The following is an 18,184-nucleotide window of genomic DNA, read 5'->3' as shown; positions in this document are numbered from 1 at the left end:
ATCGGTTAAATAAGCTGAAGGACTCCCTCAAACAAAACTTTGAAAGCAAAGAAACAGCAAAGGCTGGAAGAAGTAATGAACAGGGTCAATTTTCTTGATTGGACGATCTTCCCCGCCACGAGGAAGGAAAGATAGAAGAACAGGGCAAACATGATCCATTTATACTCCACATGGTCTTTTGTCGAGAACCATTCGGCAACATAAAAGACGCTCCATAACATCAGCTGAACAAGGAATGCAATATATATTTTCATCCGACGACATCCTTTACCATGAAAATGAAGGCTTACCTCTATACTATATTCTGCCCAAAGAAATATCAGTATGATTGTCTTTTCATTTCTGTAACATTTCCATGACTTTCCGCAAAGAGGATATTTGTGTGATAGAATGGTCCATAAGACATTGTTAATAGTCATTATTTTACATCCCATACCATCCTACATAGAAAGAAGGAAGATGTATGAAGCGCATATGTTTCCTAATGATCGCATCGACAGCTCTCCTCCTAAGTTCCTGCAGTGGGGTTTCTTCTGAAAGAGTGACCCAGGCAACTGATGAAATGATCAGGAAGCAGGTGCTGTTCTTCACGGATGATGAAAATCTTACGAGTGAAATCCCTTATTATGATGCCATCCTGGAACTCAAGTCGAAGCATCCCGAGAGCCTGAAGCACCTAAAAGTCGTCAATACCCGTTCCACTGAGGAGCAGCCCATCCTGGACAAGACGCCTGACTCCCCTGCCATATTAGTCATTGAAGACAATGAAGTCATATGTGAAATCGAAGGATCGACCAATAAAAACAGTATCGTCAAGCCAGTGGCCAAAGCAATCTCCCATTGGTATGATTAAAAAAAGATGACCCTCTGATGAGGATCATCTTTTTTGTGTATTACATGATGTGAATTGGGCTTCCCATTGCTACTTCAGCAGCTTCCATTGAGATCTCACCAAGAGTCGGGTGAGCATGGATCGTCATGGCAACATCTTCAGCTGTCATACCGGATTCGATTGCAAGACCAAGTTCAGCGATCATATCAGAAGCACCGACACCAACGATTTGAGCACCGATGATGAGTCCGTCTTCTTTACGAGTGATCAGCTTCATGAAGCCTTCTGTTTCATTAAGAGCAAGGGCACGTCCGTTAGCTGCGAACGGGAATTTCGCTGCAACCACTTCGATTCCTTCTTCTTTTGCAGAAGCTTCAGAATGACCAACAGTCGCTAGTTCAGGGTCTGTGAAGCAAACGGCAGGAATTCCAAGGTAGTCAACTTCTGCAGGCTCACCAGAAATGACTTCTGCAGCAATTTTACCTTCATATGAAGCTTTGTGAGCAAGTGGAGGACCATCAACGATGTCTCCGATTGCAAAGATATTTGAAATGTTTGTGCGGCATTGTTTATCCACTTTGATAACACCGCGGTCGCTCATTTCAACACCGATCTCTTCAAGACCGATTTCGTCCGTGTTCGGGCGGCGTCCAACAGTTACAAGAACATAATCTGCTTCAACTGTTTTCTCTTCGCCTTTCACTTCGTATTTCACGACTACGCCGTTGTCGCTTTCTTCAACGCCTTTAGCCATTGCTTTTGTTACAACGTCTACACCTTTTTTCTTAAGGCCTTTTTTCACGATGCTTGTCATTTGCTTTTCGAAGCCCATGAGGATATCGTCAGCGCCTTCAAGGATTGTTACTTCAGATCCAAGGTTAGCATAAGCCGTTCCAAGTTCTGTACCGATGTAACCTCCACCGATGACAACGAGTTTGCCCGGTACTTCTTTAAGAGCTAGAGCTCCAGTAGAATCGATTACACGCTTAGAGAACTTGAAGCTAGGAATTTCGATCGGACGTGATCCAGTAGCCAAAATCAAGTTTTTGAACGTATACGTCTGTGCTGAATTTTCATCCATTACACGAAGAGTGTTGGCATCTACAAGGTATGCTTCGCCGCGGACGATATCCGCTTTGTTTCCTTTAAGAAGGCCTTCAACACCACCGGTAAGTTTTTTAACAACGCCGGCTTTCCACTCTTGAACTTTATCGAAGTTCACTTTTACGTTTTCAGCAACGATACCCATATCATCTGAATGCTGTGCGCTGTGGAAGCGGTGACCAGCTGTGATAAGGGCTTTGGAAGGGATACATCCAACGTTCAGGCAAACCCCGCCAAGATTTTCTTTTTCTACGATTGTTACTTTTTGTCCAAGCTGTGCCGCACGGATCGCAGCTACATATCCACCAGGACCTGCACCGACTACTATAGTATCTGTTTCGATTGGGAAATCTCCTACTACCATTGAATTACGCCTCCATTAATAATAGTTCTGGATCGTTCAACAAACGCTTGATATGGTTTAGTGCGTGTTGAGCAGTAGCACCATCAATCATACGGTGGTCAAAGCTCAATGATAATGCTAACACAGGTGCCGCTACAATTTCACCATTTTTCACTACAGGTTTTTCAGCGATACGGCCAACACCAAGGATGGCAACCTCTGGATGGTTGATAACCGGGGTGAACCATTGTCCGCCTGCAGAACCGATATTGGTGATTGTGCAAGATGCACCTTTCATTTCGTCACCGGCAAGTTTACCGTCACGGGCTTTACCAGCTAGTTCATTGATTTCATTTGAAATATTGAACATAGATTTACGATCTGCATTTTTCACGACTGGTACAAGAAGGCCTTTGTCTGTGTCAGCTGCAATACCGATGTTGTAATAATGTTTTTGAACGATTTCGCTTGTAGCGTCATCGATTGATGTATTAAGAGCCGGATATTCACGAAGGGCACTAGTCAATGCTTTTACGATGTACGGTAAGAATGTAAGCTTAACGCCTTTTTCTGCTGCCACTTCTTTGAACTTCTTACGATGAGCCCAAAGTTTTGTCACATCGATCTCATCCATCAGTGTAACGTGAGGAGCTGTGTGTTTAGAATTCACCATTGCTTTTGCGATGGCTTTACGCATACCGCTCATTTTCTCGCGAGTCTCTGGGTATTCACCTTCTGGAGCTTTAACTGCTGCCGGAGCTTTTTCTTCTTTGGCAGGTGCCTCAGATTTAGCTTCAGTAGCTTGTGGAGCAGATCCTCCATTAGCAAATGCATCGATATCTTCTTTCAGTACGCGTCCGTTTTTACCTGAACCAGATACTTCGCGGATTTCAACACCGTTTTCACGGGCATATTTACGTACAGAAGGCATTGCGATGACACGTTTGTTAGGGTCAACTTCTTCTTTGCTCACTTCTTGACCTTCTTCTGCAGTACCTTGAACCTGAGCTTCTGTTTTTGCATCAGCTTTAGGTTCTTCTTTTTTGTCGCTATCGCTGTCACTGCCCTTGAATTGAAGGTCTTCGTAACCTGGTGCGTCGAAACGGATCAATGTATCGCCTACGACTGCCACAGTTCCTTCTTCTACAAGGACTTCTTCAACCGTACCAGCAACTGGTGACGGGATTTCTACGACAGCTTTATCGTTTTGGACTTCACATAGTACGTCGTCCTCTTCTACTGTATCGCCAGCTTTTACAAACCACTTGACGATTTCACCTTCATGGATACCTTCACCGATATCAGGTAATTTGAATTCAAATGCCATGGATCCTACCTCCTGGTTTTATCATGATTGAATAGATGAATGTAATGGATCTTTTTTTCTCTATATAGTAGAAAATAGAAGGGTGTTGCTTCCCTTCTATTTTCTTTTTCTATCCGAATAGGATTAGAATTCAAGTACTTTCTTAGCTGTTTCGATTACATCTTTGTAATTCGGAAGCCAAACTGTCTCAGCTTGAGAGAACGAGAATACAGTATCAGGTGCCGCTACACGTAGTACTGGCGCCTCAAGGCTAAGGATCGCACGGTCATTGATTTCAGCAACGACGTTAGCAGCGATACCTGCTTGCTTTTGAGCTTCTTGGACAACGATCGCACGGTTTGTCTTTTCTACAGATGCCATGATGGTCTCGATATCAAGCGGGCTCACTGTACGAAGGTCGATGACCTCTACAGAATAGCCTTCTTTTTCAAGTTCATCGGCAGCTTTCAATGACTCATGGACCATTGCACCGTATGTGATGATGGAAAGGTCTGAACCTTCGCGTTTCACAGCGGCTTTACCAAGTTCGATTGTATACTCTTCTTCCGGAACTTCTTCACGGAATGAACGGTATAGTTTCATGTGCTCAAGGAAGATGACAGGATCGTTATCACGGATCGCTGAGATCAAAAGACCTTTAGCCTCATATGGAGTTGATGGGATAACCACTTTAAGACCAGGTTGCTGAGCAACAAGTCCTTCAAGGCTGTCCGCGTGAAGTTCAGGAGTATGAACCCCACCACCGAATGGAGAACGAATCGTGATTGGTGAAGAGTAAGCTCCACCAGAACGATAGCGCATACGAGCCATTTGGCCGGAAATTGAATCCATTACTTCGTATACGAAACCGAAGAATTGGATTTCTGGAACGGGACGGAACCCTTCCAATGCTAGACCGATTGATAGTCCGCCGATACCTGATTCTGCAAGCGGCGTATCGAATACACGGTCTTCACCGAATTCTTTTTGAAGTCCTTCCGTTGCACGGAATACACCACCGTTTAGACCTACGTCTTCACCAAAAACTAGTACGTCTTCGTTGTTGCGTAGTTCTGTGCGCAGTGCATCAGTGATCGCTTGAATCATTGTCATTTGCGCCATGGCTTACTTCGACTCCTTCTCTTTGTAGATTTCTAATTGCTCTTTAAGGTTGTAAGGAAGCTCTTCGAACATGTTGTTGATGAAATCTGTCACTTTTTGTTTAGGAGTTCCATCAGCTTCTTTGATCGCCTGCTTGATATCTTCCTTAGCAGATTCGATGACTTCGTTTTCTTTTTCTTCGCTCCAAAGTCCTTTTGCTTCTAGGAATTTGCGGAAGCGTACCAATGGATCTTTCTTTTCCCAGTCAGTATCCATTTCAGAAGTACGGTAACGAGTCGGATCGTCCCCTGCCATTGTATGTGGACCATAACGGTAGCAAAGTGTCTCGATTAGTGAAGGTCCTTGTCCATCAACTGCACGCTTGCGGGCTTCTGCAGTTGCTGCGAATACGGCAAGTGGATCCATACCGTCTACAAGGATACCAGGGATACCAGCTGCAACCGCTTTTTGAGCGATGGTTTTACCAGCTGTTTGTTTATCGCGAGGAGTTGAGATCGCGAATTGGTTGTTTTGAACCACGAAGATTGCAGGGGCAGCATAAGCACCGGCAAAGTTGATACCTTCGTAGAAGTCACCTTGTGATGAACCACCGTCTCCTGTATAGGTTACTGCAACAGCTTTTTTGCCGCGTTTTTTAAGTCCGAGTGCCACACCAGCTGTTTGGATGTATTGAGCACCGATAATGATTTGTGGGGATAGGACGTTCACACCTTCTGGCGCTTGGTTTCCTACGAAATGTCCGCGAGAGAACAAGAAAGCTTTCGTTAGCGGAAGGCCGTGCCAGATGATTTGAGGAACATCACGGTATCCAGGAAGGATCCAGTCCTCTTTCTCAAGTGCAAAGTGTGAAGCGATCTGTGACGCTTCCTGACCTGCTGTCGGAGCGTAGAACCCTAAGCGTCCTTGACGATTCAAGGAGATGGAACGTTGGTCAAGAATACGAGTGTAAACCATACGGCGCATAAGCTCTTGAAGATCCTCATCGGAGATCTCCGGCATTGCGTCTTCATTTACAACTTCGCCTTCTTCGTTCAAAATTTGGAGCATTTCAAACTTGCTTTCAACTTCTTCGAGCGTCTTCACTGCGTCGAATTGTGCCTTCTTTGATTTAGAAGCCATCGAAGTCACCTATCCTTTCTACATGCATTTATTTTGGTTTTTTACATACAAAGTTTAGATTACCCAAATCAAGTATGACTTACCACATATCCGTGGACACACTGTTACTAGTTTTCCACAAATACTCAGAAAGAAAACCCAATTTTAAAATCGGGTTGATCTGTACTACTCAACATTGGATGCTGACTAATACAATATTAAATCACCTCTATTAGTTTACAATACCTATTTTCGGTACGTCAACGACAAAGTGCTATATTTTATAAGTTCTCTTTTATATTCAGACAACTTCGAGATTAACGTCTGAAGCCATCTGTATCACTGAAGTCTGACCACCTGTTATATATAATAGTTTCTTTTTTACGATTCTGTTATAGAGTAACTCCGAAGCAAATAAAAAAGACGGCATTGGATGCCGTCTTCATCAATCAATCCTTTTTCTCTTCGAATGCTTCATTGGAATATAGATCCTTTTTTGCTTCATTGTATTCATTCGTCTTGTCATTGTACTCATCATTCAATTTGGAGACTTTTTTATACTCCTTGTTGATCGAAGTGACCTGCTTTTCCAGTTGTTCCATGGTGAGGTCTTCTTTTTTTAGCATTTCATACAGTTCCTTATCCCCGTCAAGGACGTTCAAGTAGGATTTCGTCAGCTTGCCGTGGAGCTCATAGCGTGCCTTCATCGTTTTCTCCAGTGACTGGGCCTGTTTTTTAAGATCTACGTTGTCTAGTTTTTCTATGTATTTGGATGCATCTGCGAACGTCTCTTTAGCCTCGTCCATGGACGTTTGCTCTTTTTGGATATACTCTTTCCTCTTATCGACATTCTTCAAAGCTTCGTCTGAAAGCTCCTGGATCTTGTCCATTTCCTTCATTCCAAGTCCCATGATGGTCTCATACAGGTTTTGCTCTTTCTTTTCCAGCTCCTGCAGCGGCTTTTGGGCTTCAGCGTACGGTTTTTCCTTGGAAACGGTTTCTTCCATGACATCCTGAAGGCTTTCTTCCGGTGATGATGTCGCTGAACATCCCATCAATAAAAGTGCGACTGCACCTGTAACGATTGCAAAACGAAATTTCGACACGATCAGATCCCCCTAACATTTTTTCCATCTTCTACTATATCGATGTCTGCAGATTTTGACAATAGGGAGTTACCCCTGTCGGAATATGTCTACTCACAGGAAACCCGGTACTCTATTACTATGCCTCGCGCTGCACCGGTATTCATGACTCCTGCTAGATTCGTTAACTTTTTGTGTGTGAAGTGTTAAAATAATTCTATTGCACGCATTCCGCGCATCATATTTTCATGTATCAACGGAAACCTTTCCAGAAAGACCGTTGCATTTCGAGGAGGAATAAAACCATTATGATTACAATGAAAGATATCATCCGTGAAGGCCATCCTTCCCTCACATCAGTGGCACAGGAAGTGACATTGCCGCCTTCAAAGGAGGATAAAGAGATCCTCTCAAGCCTTCTTGAGTATGTTAAAAACAGTCAGGATCCCGAGCTTTCCGCACAGTACGGATTAAGGCCGGGCATCGGCCTTGCTGCTCCACAGATCAATGTCCTTAAACGGATGATCGCCGTTAACGTGAGGGACGGTGAACGCCTGTACAGCTATGCGCTCTTCAATCCGAAAATCATCAGTCATTCCATTGAAAAAGCTTTTCTTACGTCAGGTGAAGGATGCTTGTCTGTTGACCGGAACGTACCGGGATTCGTTCCAAGGTATGCCCGCGTGACGGTAAAAGGGTGGGACGTAGACGGAAACGAAGTCAAAATCCGTCTGAAAGGCCTGGCAGCCATCGTATTCCAGCATGAAATCGATCACCTGAACGGCGTGATGTTCTATGACCATATCGATCATGAACATCCGTTCGAACCGATTCCGGACGCTATCCCCATTGAACGATGATAATCGTGAAAAAGGACTCCCCGTTGTTCAGGGGAGTCCTTTCTTGTTGTTTATATCAGGCCCAGTTTACTTAGCGCTTTAGAGATGCCGTCGTCTGCTACATCCGCCGTCACGAGGTCGGCATGCCGCTTCAGCTCTTCCACGGCATTCCCCATGGCAACACCTGTTCCGACGCCCTTGATCATTTCAATATCGTTCAACCCGTCACCGAAGGCATATACATCCTCCATCCGGAATCCGAGCTTGTCGATCATCCGTTTGATCCCTTCTGCTTTTGATCCTCCGTCAGGCAGAATGTCCATGGAATGTTCATGCCATCTGATAAAAGAGAATTCCGGGTAGTTTTCGCGGTAAAACGTCTCTTCTTCTTCATCACAGAATAGAAGTGATTGATAGATGTCTCTTCCCTTATAGAACTCGGGCTGGCATTCAGGATGGGTGAACTTGAGGCTTGCCATGCTCTTATTGATATATTCATCATCTTCATGATTGGCCTTCATCGTTTCATGATCAAGATGGACGACGGGATGTCCTTTGGCTTCCGAGTCTTCCAACAAGGCTTCAAGACGGCCGGTATCAAGTGGATTCGTATAGATGACGTTATTCTCGAATACAACATACTGTCCGTTGAAGGAAACATATGAATCGATCCCAAGTTCTTCCCTCAAGGGTTCATACATGAACGGCGCACGCCCCGTGGCGATGGCTACAAACGTGCCATTTTCCTTGAGGCGTCTGATGGCCTGCTTCGTGGAGGACGGGAGTTCTTTATCGTGGTCGAGCAGTGTTCCGTCTATATCAAAAAAAACGATCTTCGACATTATGACTCTCCTCTTTCTAGTAATGGAATAACAAAATGGTAAGACGTTGATAAAGGTACGCTTTCACTGCTAAATTGTCAATGGATGCCGCAACCGCTTCATTTACTATATTTAACCATGTAAGAGATTCGAGAAATTCCGTACAATAAAAGGAAGGCATCTTTACTTCAAGCCTTTTTCTCGGTAAAATATAAGTAAGGAGTGATCATCCATGTTCAAGAAGCTGCGCAAAAAGCTTATGAAACAGTGGAAAGAGTTGCTTAAAAAAAAGACGATCGCTTAAATGAAGGAGTCCATCTACATGCATGTCATACTGTCACTTTTCATAAGCAGGGACTGATGCCGTTTTGGGAGTCTTTTCTCCACGAATGGATCCGTTCCTGCTCTTTATGTGCATGGAATCTTGATAAAACTTTATTTAATAGGAAGAATCCTTTATAATTCATACTATACATATTCATGATAGAGATCCCGGGCCGTTGTCGCCCATCGGAATGAAATGATCTATTTATGGGTAAACCGTATGGTAACAACCCACACATTATGTTGATAACTTTTTTATCATAGAGGAAAGTTAAAGTTTTGAAAACGGATAAGGAGAGAGAAAACACATGATTTACAAAGTATTTTATCAAAAGAGTAAAGAAGAAGTGCCTGTTCGCGAATGCACTGACTCTCTTTACATCGAAGCAGATTCAGAGCGTGAGGTACGCCTCAAGCTGAAAGACAAACCGTACAACATCGAATTCGTGCAAAAGCTCGAGGGCGCTTTTCTAGAACACGAGAAAAACCAAGAATCATTCGAGCTGGAGCAATAATCGGATGAAATTTGTCAAGAATGACCAGACTGCAGTATTTGCCCTCGGTGGTCTAGGTGAAATCGGTAAAAACACATACGCTGTACAGTTCCAGGATGAAATCATCCTAATCGATGCAGGGGTCAAATTCCCTGAGGACGAACTCCTCGGCATCGACTATGTGATCCCTGACTATACGTATCTCGTTAAAAACGTAGATAAAATCAAGGGACTTTTCATCACTCACGGTCACGAAGATCACATCGGGGGGATTCCGTATCTCCTTCGCGAGCTGAACATTCCGATCTATAGCGGAAAGCTTGCCATGGGATTGATCAAGAACAAACTTGAAGAGCACGGACTTCTACGCAATGCCAAGCTCAACATCATCCAGGAAGATGATGTGATCAAGTTCCGGAAAACGTCCGTCACGTTCTTCCGAACCACCCACAGCATCCCGGATTCTTACGGGATCGTGGTCAAGACGCCTCCGGGCAATGTCGTGCACACAGGTGACTTCAAGTTTGATTTCACTCCTGTAGGAGAACCTGCGAACCTGACCAAAATGGCAGAAATCGGAAAAGAAGGCGTCCTGTGCCTGCTTTCCGACAGTACGAATGCTGAGGTACCAAACTTTACAATGAGCGAACGCAAAGTTGGCGAAAGCATTGACGATATCTTCAGGAAAGTGGACGGCCGCGTTATTTTCGCTACATTCGCATCCAACATCCACCGCCTGCAGCAGGTTGTCGAAGCGGCAGTCTACCACAACCGTAAAGTAGCTGTGTTCGGCCGAAGCATGGAGGCGGCCATCACCATCGGCCAGGAACTTGGATACATCAATGCGCCGAAGGAAACCTTCATCGAACATAATCAAATCAACCGGTTGCCTGCGAATGAAGTGGCCATCCTTTGTACAGGTTCTCAAGGGGAACCGATGGCTGCCCTATCCCGTATCGCAAACGGTACACATCGTCAGATCCAGATTCAACCGGGTGACACTGTCGTCTTCTCATCTTCACCGATCCCTGGGAACACGATCAGTGTAAACCGTACGATCAACCTTCTATACCGTGCAGGAGCAGAAGTGGTCCACGGACCACTCAGCAATATCCATACATCCGGACACGGTGGACAACAAGAAATGAAGCTTATGCTTCGTCTGATGAACCCTACATTCTTCATGCCTATTCACGGTGAATATCGCATGCAGAAGATGCACGCTCAGCTTGGCGTCGACTGTGGAGTAGACCCTGATAACTGCTTCATCATGGATAATGGTGATGTACTTGCCCTCAGCAGCGACTCTGCTCAGGTGGCTGGGAAGATTCCTTCAGGGAATGTCTACATCGACGGCAGTGGAATCGGTGACATCGGAAACATCGTCCTCCGTGATCGCCGTATCCTTTCAGAAGAAGGGCTAGTCATCGTCGTGGTCAGCATCAATATGAAGGACTTCAAGATTGCTTCCGGTCCGGATCTGATTTCTCGCGGATTTGTTTATATGCGTGAATCCGGGGACTTGATCAACGAAGCGCAAACCTTGATCTCCAAACACCTGAACAAGGTGCTTGAAAGAAGGACTACTCAATGGTCTGAAATCAAGAATGAAATCACAGACACACTGGCTCCATTCTTATACGAAAAAACCAAACGTCGTCCAATGATCCTTCCGATCATCATGGAAGTCTGATCCATTATAATAGAGCCTGAGACACACGTGCTTAAGTCATAATAAAATCCGGACTACTTTCCCCCTCAGATGGGGAAAAGTAGTCCGGATTTTTCATTTGTTTCATGAGCGGTATCAACCACACTGGTTGTGTTCGTCATTACATAGTCACTTTTCATATGCTCAAGTCCCCTATAAAAAGAAGGATGGCCCGCGTAAGCAGTCGGCCATCCTTTTACTATACGCTTTATGTCCACAGGATCTTTTTTTCAAAGCGGTTGATATCGGTGTCCGCTCCGATGACGATGAGAATATCCCCTTCCTGTATCTCTTCTTCGGCCTGGGGAGACACGATGATATCCCGGTCCCTTTTGATTGCCACGATATTGATCCCGTATTTTGCGCGGATATCGAGGTCGATCAAGCTGTTCCCGCTGAGCTTCTCATTGGCAACAAGCTCGACGATGGAATGTTCGTCCGAGAGTTCAAGGTAATCCAGTACATTATTCGAAACGATATTATGGGCGATCCTTCTACCCATATCCCTCTCAGGGTGAACCACCTGATTGGCACCGATCTTCCTCAGGACCTTTTCATGGTAATCATTCTGAGCTTTGACGGTGATCTTCTTCACACCGATCTCCTTCAGCATGATGGTGGTGAGGATGCTTGATTGTATATTATCCCCGATGGCAACAATCACGTGATCGAAGTTGCGGATCCCGAGGCTCTTGAGCACCGACTCGTCGGTGGAATCCGCCACGACAGCGTGTGAAGCGGTGGTGGAAAATTCATTCACCTTATCCTCATCCATATCGATGGCCATCACCTCCATACCCTGCTCGGCGAGGGAGCGTACGATGCTCCCTCCGAAACGACCCAAACCGATGACAACAAACTCTTTTTTCATCTCCCATACCCCCTATTTTGCTATCCTTATTTTAGCATAAAAACCAGGTGAATATGTTTGGTCTACCGCCCGGGGCTTATTTTTTCCCTTTCACATAATCTGCGTCGAATAAAAACAGGCGCATCAACAGATACAGGGACGGGATCAGCAACAGCAAGCCGGCAATGAATACGATGATGAGGGCCGTCCCCATCACTTCGTTCGTTACACTTGAACCGATGGTGATAAAAGGTTTCAGGATATACGGCAAATGGGAGGCACCGTAACCGAAGAAAGCGAAAAAGAATTGAAGCATGACCGAAGTGAACGCAAGGCCGAATTGTTTGCGGCGATAGATAAGCCATGTGGCGAGAACAAAGAATAATAGGGATAGGCCGAACATCCACCAAATATCCATTGCATTCACAAAATGCTCTTCGTTATGATTCTTCAAAGACCAGAAAACCCATAGGCTCGCAATGATCGTAGGCGGGCTCCAGAAAAGGGCAAATTTCCTCAAGATCTCCCTGGAGGCCATATCCCCTGCCCTATTGGCATAGTAGGTCAAAAATGCCGCTGAAATGAATAGGACGGAAACGATTGACAGAAATACGACACTCCATGAGTAGGGACTCGTCAAAAGCTTCCCAGCCAGGAAGATCACGCCGTCATCGGTTTCTTTTAGGAAGCCTCCTTCGGATATGGTGAGCGCAGTGGATAAAGACGCCGGTATCAACAACCCGGTTGCCCCGTAGATGAATAAATACCCTATATTTTCCTTCGAACCATAGTTACTGAATGCGTAAAAACTGCCCCGTATTGCCAGGAGGATGATCGCCACGCTCCCCGGGATAAGGAGTGCGGTCCCATAATAATAAGCGGTATCCGGAAAGAATCCGACCAGACCGACGAAGAAAAACACGAAAAATACGTTGGTCACCTCCCATACGGGTGACAGATATCTGCTGATGAGCGCATTCATCGTGTGTTCCTTCCCTTTCATCCGGGCATAGAAGGCAAAGAAACCGGCACCGAAATCGATTGATGCTACAATGAGATACCCATACAAAAAAATCCACAGGACGGAGATCCCGATCACTTCCAAACTCATATCCTATTCCTCCTTCCGGTCGGTTGGGAACCTTTTCTCAAGTTCCGCTTCTGCAGGTTTGTTTTTGAACATCCTAATGAGGACCACCACACACAAGATGCCGAGCATCAAGTAAAGGGCGAGGAACATGGCGAAAATCCAGGCGACGCCATCTGCACGGGTGGCTGCCTCGGCAATCTTCATATATCCCCTGAGGATCCAAGGCTGTCTTCCGACTTCTGCGTAGATCCAGCCGAATTCAATGGCCAGCATGGCAAGTGGCCCACTCGCAACGATTCCCCAAAGGAGGGGTTTATTGAATTCATTCCCCTTCTTCCATTTCCACAGGAGGACGAATAGGAAGCTGATGAAAATACTGAACATCCCGATCGACACCATCCCATCGAACATATAGTGGATCCAGAGGGGTGGTCGTTCATCTTCGGGAAAATCGTTCAGGCCGATGACTTCCGTATCGAATGAACTGCCTGCAAGAAAGCTCAAGAATCCTGGCAGTCGGATCTCATTGGAGATTTCATTATTTTCATCGATCGTGCCAAAGACAATGAGATCTGCATTTTTCTCAGTTTCAAAATGCCATTCACCTGCTGCAAGCTTCTCCGGCTGATACTCCGCAAGGAATTTTGCGGAAAGATCACCTGCAAGAGCTGCTCCAAGTGAAAAGACCAATACCGCTGTCATAGTCATCCGAAGTGCCTTTTTATGATAGTTCCCTCCTTTTTTCATAAGGATGGAATAGGCGGCGATGGCTGCAAGGATAAAGGCCATAGTCATATAAGACGTCGTAAGCACATGAAAGACCTTGGTAGGGGTAGCAGGATTCAGCATGGCTGCAATCGGGTCGATTTCAATTGCTTTGCCGTCCTTGAGCTCGAACCCTTGAGGCGTATTCATGAACGCATTGACGGTCGTAATGAATAAGGCCGAAGCCGAAGAACCGATCATAATGGGCAGATTGAGGAACCAATGGGTCCACTTTCCTTTGAACCGGTCCCACGTATAAAGGAAAATTCCAAGAAATATAGCTTCAAAGAAGAAGGCGAACGTTTCCATGAAAAGCGGTAGGGCAATGATTTGACCTGCCACTTTCATAAATGACGGCCATAGCAATGAAAGCTGCAGACCGATGGCCGTTCCTGTAACGACCCCTACAGCAACAGTAATGGTGAACCCCCTTGCCCATCTTCGGGCCAGAAGGAGATAGTGGTTATCATTCTTCTTTATTCCTATAAACTCTGCGATGGCGATCATTATAGGCATCCCTACCCCGATCGTTGCAAAAATGATGTGGAAGATCAATGTACTCGATGTAAGCAATCTACTGATCATGACGCTATCCAAAACTGATTCCCCCTCGTACGTTATACCCTTATTATAAAACAAACCAAGAGTATGTGAATTAGTGAACATGACTATTTTGTGACAAACTTCACAAACTAACTGTATTCGATGTTATGGTACCATTTCCCTCTCATAGGTAAAAAAAACATCCCTGCCAGACCGGCCAGGGATGTTTCTTTTATATCGCTTCGATCATTCGGAACTGTGATTCTACGAGGTCGTAATAATCCCCTCTCTGTTCCATCAGCTGATCATGGTTCCCACTTTCTTTTATTCTTCCGTTTTCAAGAACGAAGATATTATCAGAGTCCCTGATAGTAGAAAGCCTGTGGGCGATGATGATGGCTGTACGGCCGTTCAATAATTTTTTCAAGGCCGATTGGATTTTCACCTCGGTTTCCGTATCGATGGACGCCGTTGCCTCATCCAAAATGATGATGCGGGGATTGGCAAGCAGGGCTCTCGCGAAAGAAAGAAGCTGCCTTTCCCCCACAGATAGAACGTTTCCACGTTCTTCAACTTCGGTCTCATAGCCATTGGCGAGTTTCCCGATGAAATTGTCCGCCCCGATCGCTTCCGCAGCGAGTCGAACTTCTTCATCTGTCGCATCGGGACGTCCGAACCGGATATTATCCATGATCGTTCCCGAGAAAATGAACGTATCTTGTAGAACGATGGAGATCTGGTTACGCAGGCTCGCCACCGATACATCCCTTAAGTCATTCCCATCGATTGTGACCGCTCCCGCGGTCGGATCATAGAAACGACTGATCAAATTGGCGATCGTCGTTTTTCCTGATCCCGTATGTCCCACAAGGGCTACGGTCTGACCGGCCTTCATCTCGAGATTGATGCCTTGAAGGGCCTTTCGCTTATCATCATAAGAAAACTCCACATCGTTGAACTGGATATGACCAGCGATTTCTTTCATGGAAATGGCCTCGTCCTTCTCATGAACAATCGGCTTTTCATCAAGGAATTCAAAGATCCTCTCTGATGAAGCCATCCCGATCAAAAGTTGATTATACACCTGCCCGAGACGCGAAATCGGCTCCCAAAACATGCCTAGGTAAAAAGCGAAGGAAACGAATTCTCCCAGCTGCAAAGAACCGGTTTGTATCAGATGGGCACCATACCAGATCAAAACGGCCGTACCAACGGCGTTGGTCATTTCAACCAGTGGTCTGAAGATGGCATTCTTTTTGGTGGCCGTTCTCCAGCTCTCGAAGTTCTCCGTATTGATTCCATCGAAGAACGCCATGTTCTCACGCTCCTGGGTGAAGGCTTGTGTCACCCTGACCCCTTGGATGCTCTCATTCAAATGGGAATTGAGCTTTGCTTGTTTGAGCCGCACCAGCTGCCATGATTTTCGGATGTTCTTCCTCAACGTGGTGGAGATGAAGAACATGATTGGAAGGATGACCATGACGGCGAGGGTGAGCTCAGGGCTTAGAGTGAACAGGAGGACGATGATCCCTGCAAGCAGGATGATATCCATCAATAGATTGATGACCCCGTTTGTAAACAATTCTTGAAGCGAGTTGATGTCGTTCATGATCCTGACAAGGATCGAGCCGGCTGAGCGCTGGTCGAAGAATCGGTGAGACAGGCTTTGCACGTGACTGAACAGATGCTTGCGCAGGTCATAGATCACGCCTTGGCCCAACTGATTCATCCATCGTATCCTGAGGATGTTGGCGAAGTAACTGAGCACATAGAGTCCGGCTATCACACCGATCAAGGTCATCAACAGATTCCCATCCTTCTGGCGGATGGCTTTATCCAGCGTATACACCCCGATCAGAATCGGAATGATCAATCTGACGGCCGTTGTGATCAGGACCGTCAGGATGGACAGAGGCAACAGCTTCTTGGAATACGGTTTCAGATACGTCAGTAGCCGCGAAAGCTGTCCCCAGTTGAATGGTTTGTCGATCACTTGATCGGTTGAGTAGTGGAACCGGTCCATCACTTTTTTGTCATTTTTCATCTTTGTCATACACTCATCACCTCCCAGCCTGCAGAATTTTCTTTTGGTCTTTGTATTGAATATCATAGATGCGCTGATAAGGACCGTTGTTGGCAAGGAGGTCCTCATGTCTACCCCGCTCCGCCACTCTCCCATTTTCAAGAACCAGGATTTCATCGGCGTGCTTCAGTGAAGAAATCCTATGTGCAATGATGAATGTCGTACGGTCGGACATGACGTTCTTCAGTGCTTTTTGAATACGGAATTCCGTTTCCATGTCCACCGCCGATGTTGCATCGTCAAGAACAAGGATAGAAGGGTCGAGGCAGATGGCCCTCGCAATGGCAATCCGCTGTTTCTGACCTCCAGACAGACCGAGTCCCCTCTCCCCTAGCTTTGTCTCATATCCATCGGGAAGAGTCATGATGAAGTCATGGGCCTGAGCAAGCTTTGCGGCCTTCTCTACGTCTTCCTGAGACGCTTCAGGACGCCCATACGCGATATTCGACCTGATGGTGGAAGAAAACAGGAACGATTCTTGGAGCACGACGCCGATGTTCTGACGAAGGGACTTGATGGAATAGTCACGGATATCCATCCCATCTATGGTGATCCTCCCTTCCTGAGGCTCGTAAAATCGTGTCAAAAGCTGAATGACGCTTGATTTACCTGAACCGGTCCCGCCGATCAGTCCTACGATTCTACCGGGTGGTGCGTTGAATGTAATGGACTCCAGGGCGGCATCTTCATCGAGGTCATTATAATGGAAGGAAACATCTTCGAATTTTACTTCCCCTTTCATGCGTGTTGCTTCAACCGCATGTACACCGTCCTTGATTTTCTCATCGACCTCAAGGATCTCAAGTAGCCTCTCTCCAGAAGCTTTCGATTGAGAGAACTGATTGATGGTGAATCCTAGATTCATGATCGGCCATATGATATACCAGACCAGGCTGTAGAAGGCAACCAGTTCACCAGGAGCAAGGTTCCCATTCATCACGAGGTATCCTCCATAACCGAGAAGCAGGATGACACTCACATTGCCCAGAAACTCCATCAGTGGGAAATATTTCGCCCAGATATCAGAGGTGAAGAGATATTTATCCTTGTAGTCCCCGTTTGAACGATTGAACTTACCGTTCTGGAATTCTTCCCTTGAAAGGGATTTGACCGTATTGATCCCGCTGATATTTTCCTGGACATTCGTGTTTAATTTCCCGAATGATTTCCTGATCCCCCTGAAAGCAGGATGGACAGCCTTATCGAACTTAAATACCGAAACCGCCAGGAATGGGAGGGTCGCCAACGTGACGAATGTCAGGGAAGGAGAATAGTAGAACATCACACAAAAACTGACGGACACCAATAGGAAAAAACGGAGTAGTTCCGAAAAGCCGAATGAAAGGAAAAACCTGAATGCTTCTACATCGGCAGTCAACCTCGACATGAGGTCACCGGTCTTCGCATTATCATAGTAGCTGAAAGGAAGGAATTGCAGCTTTTGGTACAGCTCATTGCGAAGGCGATATACCGAAGTAATCCCGAATAGATCTCCGAAGTACTGCTGAATGAACGTGCCGATCCCTTTCAGTGCCATGATTCCGATAAAACCGAAGGCAAGGTAAGGAATCCACTGATAGTCGCCTTTTAGAATAACATCATCGATGGTGATTTGGAGGATGATCGGGTACACGACGGTGATACCCGTGACAAAGATGAGGAAAATCATCGAGATGAGGAATTGCGACTTGTACGGCCAATAAAAATCTTTTAATTTCTTAAACGTATCCATGTATTCTCTCCCTTCAGTAAAAAACAGTGCATTACTAAATAT

At 45.7% G+C, this 18,184-nt stretch carries 16 protein-coding genes; 4 read left to right on the top strand and 12 right to left on the bottom strand.

Features of this window, described 5'->3' with window-relative positions; genetic code table 11:
• Positions 1-5 precede the first annotated feature (5 nt).
• Positions 6-254: a hypothetical protein gene (locus tag K6T23_RS09245; protein ID WP_056537529.1), complete on the bottom strand. Its 249-nt coding sequence runs from the start codon at positions 252-254 to the stop codon at positions 6-8.
• A 230-nt stretch (positions 255-484) separates the two neighbouring features.
• Between K6T23_RS09245 and K6T23_RS09240 the strand changes: the two genes are divergently transcribed.
• Positions 485-853 carry a hypothetical protein gene (locus K6T23_RS09240; RefSeq protein WP_142245906.1) on the top strand — a complete coding sequence of 123 codons (369 nt, stop codon included), beginning with the start codon at positions 485-487 and terminating at the stop codon, positions 851-853.
• Positions 854-893: 40 nt separating this feature from the next.
• On the opposite strand, the gene lpdA is transcribed toward K6T23_RS09240, so the two are convergent.
• The 5 genes from lpdA to K6T23_RS09215 all read right to left on the bottom strand — a co-directional run bounded on the left by lpdA (position 894) and on the right by K6T23_RS09215 (position 6,911).
• Positions 894-2,300 (bottom strand): dihydrolipoyl dehydrogenase, encoded by a 1,407-nt coding sequence (lpdA, locus tag K6T23_RS09235; protein ID WP_056537535.1) that lies wholly within the window; start codon positions 2,298-2,300, stop codon positions 894-896.
• Between the two features lie 4 nt (positions 2,301-2,304).
• Positions 2,305-3,606 carry a dihydrolipoamide acetyltransferase family protein gene (locus K6T23_RS09230; protein ID WP_056537538.1) on the bottom strand — a complete coding sequence of 434 codons (1,302 nt, stop codon included), beginning with the start codon at positions 3,604-3,606 and terminating at the stop codon, positions 2,305-2,307.
• Between the two features lie 123 nt (positions 3,607-3,729).
• The gene (locus K6T23_RS09225) at positions 3,730-4,707 is read right to left on the bottom strand and encodes an alpha-ketoacid dehydrogenase subunit beta (RefSeq protein ID WP_053427432.1); all 978 of its coding nucleotides are present in this window, start codon (positions 4,705-4,707) and stop codon (positions 3,730-3,732) included.
• Between the two features lie 3 nt (positions 4,708-4,710).
• Complete coding sequence (gene pdhA, locus K6T23_RS09220) at positions 4,711-5,826, bottom strand: pyruvate dehydrogenase (acetyl-transferring) E1 component subunit alpha (protein WP_053427433.1); 1,116 nt, start codon at positions 5,824-5,826, stop codon at positions 4,711-4,713.
• Positions 5,827-6,254: 428 nt separating this feature from the next.
• Entirely contained in the window at positions 6,255-6,911 is a 657-nt protein-coding gene (locus K6T23_RS09215) for a YkyA family protein (RefSeq protein WP_238284204.1), read from the bottom strand.
• Positions 6,912-7,198: 287 nt separating this feature from the next.
• Between K6T23_RS09215 and def the strand changes: the two genes are divergently transcribed.
• Entirely contained in the window at positions 7,199-7,750 is a 552-nt protein-coding gene (gene def / locus K6T23_RS09210) for a peptide deformylase (RefSeq protein WP_053427435.1), read from the top strand.
• A gap of 50 nt (positions 7,751-7,800) precedes the next feature.
• On the opposite strand, the gene K6T23_RS09205 is transcribed toward def, so the two are convergent.
• Entirely contained in the window at positions 7,801-8,571 is a 771-nt protein-coding gene (locus tag K6T23_RS09205) for a Cof-type HAD-IIB family hydrolase (protein ID WP_056537544.1), read from the bottom strand.
• 611 nt (positions 8,572-9,182) lie between these two features.
• Between K6T23_RS09205 and K6T23_RS09200 the strand changes: the two genes are divergently transcribed.
• Both K6T23_RS09200 and rnjA read left to right on the top strand, forming a co-directional pair.
• Positions 9,183-9,389, top strand: coding sequence for a DNA-dependent RNA polymerase subunit epsilon (locus tag K6T23_RS09200; protein WP_053427437.1), 207 nt, complete (start codon positions 9,183-9,185; stop codon positions 9,387-9,389).
• Positions 9,390-9,393: 4 nt separating this feature from the next.
• Positions 9,394-11,061, top strand: coding sequence for a ribonuclease J1 (gene rnjA / locus K6T23_RS09195; RefSeq protein WP_053427822.1), 1,668 nt, complete (start codon positions 9,394-9,396; stop codon positions 11,059-11,061).
• A gap of 226 nt (positions 11,062-11,287) precedes the next feature.
• Here rnjA and K6T23_RS09190 read toward each other — a convergent pair whose 3' ends face one another.
• The 5 genes from K6T23_RS09190 to K6T23_RS09170 form a co-directional block, all read right to left on the bottom strand.
• Positions 11,288-11,950: a potassium channel family protein gene (locus tag K6T23_RS09190; RefSeq protein ID WP_056537547.1), complete on the bottom strand. Its 663-nt coding sequence runs from the start codon at positions 11,948-11,950 to the stop codon at positions 11,288-11,290.
• A 76-nt stretch (positions 11,951-12,026) separates the two neighbouring features.
• Positions 12,027-13,040: a cytochrome d ubiquinol oxidase subunit II gene (locus K6T23_RS09185; RefSeq protein WP_056537550.1), complete on the bottom strand. Its 1,014-nt coding sequence runs from the start codon at positions 13,038-13,040 to the stop codon at positions 12,027-12,029.
• 3 nt (positions 13,041-13,043) lie between these two features.
• Entirely contained in the window at positions 13,044-14,369 is a 1,326-nt protein-coding gene (locus K6T23_RS09180) for a cytochrome ubiquinol oxidase subunit I (protein ID WP_238284203.1), read from the bottom strand.
• Positions 14,370-14,559: 190 nt separating this feature from the next.
• Positions 14,560-16,371 carry an ABC transporter ATP-binding protein gene (locus tag K6T23_RS09175; RefSeq protein ID WP_179125864.1) on the bottom strand — a complete coding sequence of 604 codons (1,812 nt, stop codon included), beginning with the start codon at positions 16,369-16,371 and terminating at the stop codon, positions 14,560-14,562.
• 16 nt (positions 16,372-16,387) lie between these two features.
• The gene (locus K6T23_RS09170; protein WP_238284202.1) at positions 16,388-18,142 is read right to left on the bottom strand and encodes an ABC transporter ATP-binding protein; all 1,755 of its coding nucleotides are present in this window, start codon (positions 18,140-18,142) and stop codon (positions 16,388-16,390) included.
• Positions 18,143-18,184: the final 42 nt, after the last annotated feature.

Origin of the sequence: Rossellomorea marisflavi, assembly GCF_022170785.1 — a bacterium.
In the GTDB taxonomy this organism is placed as follows: Bacteria; Bacillota; Bacilli; order Bacillales; family Bacillaceae_B; genus Rossellomorea; species Rossellomorea marisflavi_B.
Note: the sequence above shows the minus strand (reverse complement) of the source record. Positions and strands in the feature narration are given on the sequence as shown.

What these genes read in the sequence shown, in the direction of transcription:
- K6T23_RS09245 (WP_056537529.1), bottom strand. Translation starts at nt 254, where the DNA reads ATGAAAATATATATTGCATTCCTTGTTCAGCTGATGTTATGGAGCGTC.
- K6T23_RS09240 (WP_142245906.1), top strand. Translation starts at nt 485, where the DNA reads ATGATCGCATCGACAGCTCTCCTCCTAAGTTCCTGCAGTGGGGTTTCT.
- lpdA (WP_056537535.1), bottom strand. Translation starts at nt 2,300, where the DNA reads ATGGTAGTAGGAGATTTCCCAATCGAAACAGATACTATAGTAGTCGGT.
- K6T23_RS09230 (WP_056537538.1), bottom strand. Translation starts at nt 3,606, where the DNA reads ATGGCATTTGAATTCAAATTACCTGATATCGGTGAAGGTATCCATGAA.
- K6T23_RS09225 (WP_053427432.1), bottom strand. Translation starts at nt 4,707, where the DNA reads ATGGCGCAAATGACAATGATTCAAGCGATCACTGATGCACTGCGCACA.
- pdhA (WP_053427433.1), bottom strand. Translation starts at nt 5,826, where the DNA reads ATGGCTTCTAAATCAAAGAAGGCACAATTCGACGCAGTGAAGACGCTC.
- def (WP_053427435.1), top strand. Translation starts at nt 7,199, where the DNA reads ATGATTACAATGAAAGATATCATCCGTGAAGGCCATCCTTCCCTCACA.
- K6T23_RS09205 (WP_056537544.1), bottom strand. Translation starts at nt 8,571, where the DNA reads ATGTCGAAGATCGTTTTTTTTGATATAGACGGAACACTGCTCGACCAC.
- K6T23_RS09200 (WP_053427437.1), top strand. Translation starts at nt 9,183, where the DNA reads ATGATTTACAAAGTATTTTATCAAAAGAGTAAAGAAGAAGTGCCTGTT.
- rnjA (WP_053427822.1), top strand. Translation starts at nt 9,394, where the DNA reads ATGAAATTTGTCAAGAATGACCAGACTGCAGTATTTGCCCTCGGTGGT.
- K6T23_RS09190 (WP_056537547.1), bottom strand. Translation starts at nt 11,950, where the DNA reads ATGAAAAAAGAGTTTGTTGTCATCGGTTTGGGTCGTTTCGGAGGGAGC.
- K6T23_RS09185 (WP_056537550.1), bottom strand. Translation starts at nt 13,040, where the DNA reads ATGAGTTTGGAAGTGATCGGGATCTCCGTCCTGTGGATTTTTTTGTAT.
- K6T23_RS09180 (WP_238284203.1), bottom strand. Translation starts at nt 14,369, where the DNA reads ATGATCAGTAGATTGCTTACATCGAGTACATTGATCTTCCACATCATT.
- K6T23_RS09175 (WP_179125864.1), bottom strand. Translation starts at nt 16,371, where the DNA reads ATGAAAAATGACAAAAAAGTGATGGACCGGTTCCACTACTCAACCGAT.
- K6T23_RS09170 (WP_238284202.1), bottom strand. Translation starts at nt 18,142, where the DNA reads ATGGATACGTTTAAGAAATTAAAAGATTTTTATTGGCCGTACAAGTCG.